This window comes from Solirubrobacter ginsenosidimutans (genome assembly GCF_027587205.1).
On record NZ_JAPDOD010000112.1, the window covers coordinates 1 to 4,028 of the forward strand.

Sequence of the window (4,028 nt, forward strand, 5' to 3'; positions counted from 1 at the left end):
CGTCAGCGGCGCGGCGAGCGTCAGCCCGACCATCCCGAACAGGGCGCCGGCGCCGATCGTGACCACCAGGACGACGAGCGGGTTGAGTCCCAGCGTCGCGCCCATGACCAGCGGCTGGATCATCTGCTGCAGCACACTGTTGGCCAGCAGCGAGACGACTGCCATGACCACCGCGGCGTCCGTGCCCTGCGTGCCGAGCGCGATCAGCACCGCGAAGGCGCCGGCCACCCATGCGCCGACGAAGGGGACGAACGCGGCCACGAAGGTGACGACCGCGATCGTCCCGGCGAGCGGCACACCGATGACCACCGCCGCGATCCCGATCAGGACGGCGTTGAAGCCCGCGATGATCGACACACCGAGGAAGTAGCTGCGCAGCGACTGCGCGACGTTGGTCGTCACGATGTGCGCGATCGGCACCGGCACGCCGAGATGGCGGTCGATGAAGCGGTGCATCACCGGACCGTCCTTGAGCACGAACAACGTGCTCAAGGTCGCCATGCCGAGGAAGAAGAGCAGCGAGGACAACCCGCTGATGCCGGTTGTGACCCCGTTCAGCAGCGTGTCCTTGATCTCGGGCGCGGAGTTCTGCACGTTCTCTTTGGCCTGCTGTGTGTCGTCGGCGCCGAGATCGGCGAACCAGACCCGGATCTTCTCCAGGGCCTGGTTGAGCTTGGCCGAGATGTCGTCCGCCTGGCCGGTGATGCCGGCGAAGACGAGGTAGACGATCAGCGCGCCGATCGCGACCAGGCCGAGCAAGACGAGGATGGCGCCGCCGATGCGCGGAATTCGGTGGTGTTCCAGCCGCCCCACGGCAGGACCGGCGACCGCGCCGAGCACTGCGGCGACCAACACCGGCCCCACGATCGTCGACGTCTGGCCGAGCAACCAGATCGCCCCGATGGTGATCAGCACGAAGCCGACCAGCAGCCACGACGAATACCCCATGCGCCGGAGCCAGAGCGGAATGCCCAGCCCTGCGTCCTGCTCGGGAGTCATGTTCGCAGCCATCTCACCCTCCATTGCCGCTTGTGTGTGTGCCGATCATCGGGGGCGCAGCGGGCGCTCGCATCGTCCCGTTGGCACGACATTCGGGCGCCGGAGCCGCCCCGCCCGCGAGCGAATGGGGTCCGGCACTCCTCGATCAGGCCACGGATTCCTTGTAGCCCTGCCAACGCACCGTCAGCGCGAAGAGAACGAGGACGTTGAGCGCGACGATCAGGATGTTCCAGAGCGGATACGCCTGAGGGAAGTTGGCCAAGAACGCGACCTGCTGGATCGCATTGACACCCACCCCGATGATGGAGAGCCAGCGCGCCCACCCTGCCCCATTGAGCAGGCCGAGGCCGGCGACGACGAGCAAGGCGCCCCACAGCACCATGGACCAGCCCCAGGCCGTGACATCGACGATCGCGAGGCCCTTGCGCGTCGCGACGACGTAGTCATCCTTGAAGATCGCGACGAATCCCTGGAGCACGTCCATCGCGCCGACCATCAACAGCACGATGGCGGCGAAGACGATCCACCCACCCCACGCACTTCGTGATGCCATGGCAACCACTCCCTTTCGATAGACGATGGCTCAGTGGACCTTGCGGCCTCAGCGCCTGCGCGGCATCGTCCAATGCGGATGAAACACGCGGGCAGATCCGCATTTCATGCCATTGGGATGACGTCAACTGACGGGAGCGCGCGTAGGGTCTCCAGGCTCCGCAATGGAGTGGGCGCTTGCCATCGTCGCGCTCACGGTGCTCGGCGTCGCAGGCCTCGCGGATCGATCCCCGGCTCCTTCACGCGGGCATCTACATCCAGATCGTCGGCCTGATCCTGAAGACCACCGAGCCCGTCACGCTGATCACGCGGTCGCCTTGCTGCGCAGCGCGTCGACGGCGGCCTTCACGGTCGGGTAGCGCGGCATGGGTGCATGGCTCTCGCCGAGGCGGACGAGTTCGCGGACGTCCCCGACGTCGCGTGCGAAGGCGAGCTCGATCTTGTCGCGATGGAGATCGTCGGCGAGCGCAGTGAGCATGCTGACGGCCGTGACGTCGATCGCCGGCACGGTCTCGCAATCGAGCACGACCGCGAACGTGTCGTCTTGGAGGTTCGCGCGGATCGCGTCGCGGACGGCGTCGGCGTTGGCGAAGATGAGAGCGCTTTCGCAGCGCACGACGACGATCCCTGGCTCGCGTTCGTTGTCGGGATGGCGTTGGAGGTCGTTCCAGCGTTCTTCGTTTCCGGGGTCGCGGCCGAGGATGGCGATGTGGGGGCGCGAGGCGCGGTAGACGAGCAGGACGATCGAGACGCCGATGCCGATGAACAGGCCGGGCAGCGTGTCGAAGACGAGCACGCCGGCGAGCGCGGCCACCGCGCCGACGAAGTCGGGACGCGCCGCCACGGCGTAGGCGCGGCCGGCGCCGCGGACGTGGAATCGGTACAGGCGCGTGAGTTCACGAAGGTTGACGAGGTCGATCACGGCGGTGATGACGATGGCGGCGAGCGTCGCCTCGGGAAGGTTCTCGAAGAGCCCGGTGAGGAAGAGCAGGGTCACGATCGTCAGTACCGCGACGACGAGTCCCGAGAGCTGTGAACGGGCGCCCGCACCACCGTTGACGGCGGTCTTGGAGAGGCTGCCGCCGACGACCATCCCGCTCGAGAGCCCTGCGGCGATGTTCGCCGCGCCCATACCGAACAGCTCGCGGTTGGCGTCGATCTCGTAGTGGTTCTTCGCGGCGTAGGTCTTGGCCGCGCCGAGTCCTTCCATGAGGCCGATGAGCATCACACCGATCGCCGCCGCGGCCAGATCCAGGTAGTCGTGCGCCTCGACGTCCGGGAGTCCGAATGAAGGCAACCCGCTGTCGACCGGGCCGACGATGGCCACATCGAGGTCGAACACGCTGACCGCGGCGATGCCCAGGAGCACGGCGACGAGCGACGCGGGTACGACGGGGGCGTACGCCTTCAGGCCCAGCACGAGCACCAGCGAGCAGACGCCGACCAGCAGCGTGAGGCCACTGGTGTTCCCGAGCTCGCCCAGGAATCCCCAGAGCTGCTCGAAGAAGTCGCCGGGGGTCTTCTCGACTCCGAAGAGCTTCGGGAACTGGCCGATGATGATCGTCAGCGCAAGGCCGATGATGAAGCCCTTCATCACCGGCTCGGAGATGAAGCTGGCCAGGAACCCGAGCCGCAATGCTCCCGCTACCAGGGCGATGATGCCGACTACCAGCGCCATCGTGATCGTGAGCTGGACGAAGGCGTCCGAACCGCCTGCCGCCATTTCACCGACGGCGGCGGCCGACAGCGCCGCAGTTGAGGCCATCGGGCCGGTCACGAGATGGCGCGAGCTGCCGAAGGCGGCATAGAGGATGAGCGCGCCGGGTGCGGCGTAGAGGCCGACGACCGGCGAGACCCCGGCGATCGTGGCGTAGGCGAGGGCCTCGGGGACGAGGACCGCCCAGACGGTCAGGCCGGCGAGGACGTCGCCGCGTAGCCAGCCGCGGTCGTAGCCGCGCGCCCAGGTGAAGAGCGGGAGCTTCATGTCGGGTACCTCCGGGCTGTTGTCTAGGTGTCGTTGGCTGGGGGACCGTCGGGGTCGCGAGGGCCCGGTCGCGCCGTCTCGAGCGTCTTGAGCCGCGCCTTGAGATCTGCGATCTCCCGGCGCAGCTGGGCGACCTTGCGTCGCTCGTCGACGAGTTCGGCCGCGAGGCCGCGCAGTGCGGACCCAAGTCTCTGGGCGCGCACCTCGGATGGGGTCGTCGGTGTGGCCGGATCGTCCTCGGAGGTCATGCGCGAGCTCGCTGTTCGGCCGCCCGCGCGCACCGTTCGCGCGTGGCGAGCGACATCGGTCACGGAGGGCATAGGCGCCCCAGAATGTGCAGTCCGGTCAGCAGCCTGATCTCGTTCAGGTCCATTGCGGTGTCCTGGGGCTCGGGGTTGCCGGTTTCTGCGGGCGTCCGAGGGCGATTCGTGTCAGTTCGACGATGCCGGCGCGGAGGCCCTCGGGGATGAGGGCGGACGGCGACGCACCGGGG

General features: G+C 67.9%; 4 protein-coding genes. All 4 read right to left on the bottom strand.

Going from position 1 to position 4,028, the window contains the following annotated elements:
- The coding region (locus OM076_RS44285) for an AI-2E family transporter (protein ID WP_270046689.1) at positions 1-1,011 on the bottom strand (1,011 nt) is incomplete at its 3' end.
- Between the two features lie 133 nt (positions 1,012-1,144).
- Positions 1,145-1,552, bottom strand: a complete 408-nt coding sequence (locus OM076_RS44290; protein ID WP_270046691.1) for a DUF7144 family membrane protein — start codon at positions 1,550-1,552, stop codon at positions 1,145-1,147.
- Positions 1,553-1,855: 303 nt separating this feature from the next.
- On the bottom strand, positions 1,856-3,535 hold the full coding sequence (locus tag OM076_RS44295) for a SulP family inorganic anion transporter (RefSeq protein WP_270046693.1): 1,680 nt from the start codon (positions 3,533-3,535) through the stop codon (positions 1,856-1,858).
- A 23-nt stretch (positions 3,536-3,558) separates the two neighbouring features.
- Positions 3,559-3,783, bottom strand: coding sequence for a hypothetical protein (locus OM076_RS44300; RefSeq protein ID WP_270046694.1), 225 nt, complete (start codon positions 3,781-3,783; stop codon positions 3,559-3,561).
- Positions 3,784-4,028: the final 245 nt, after the last annotated feature.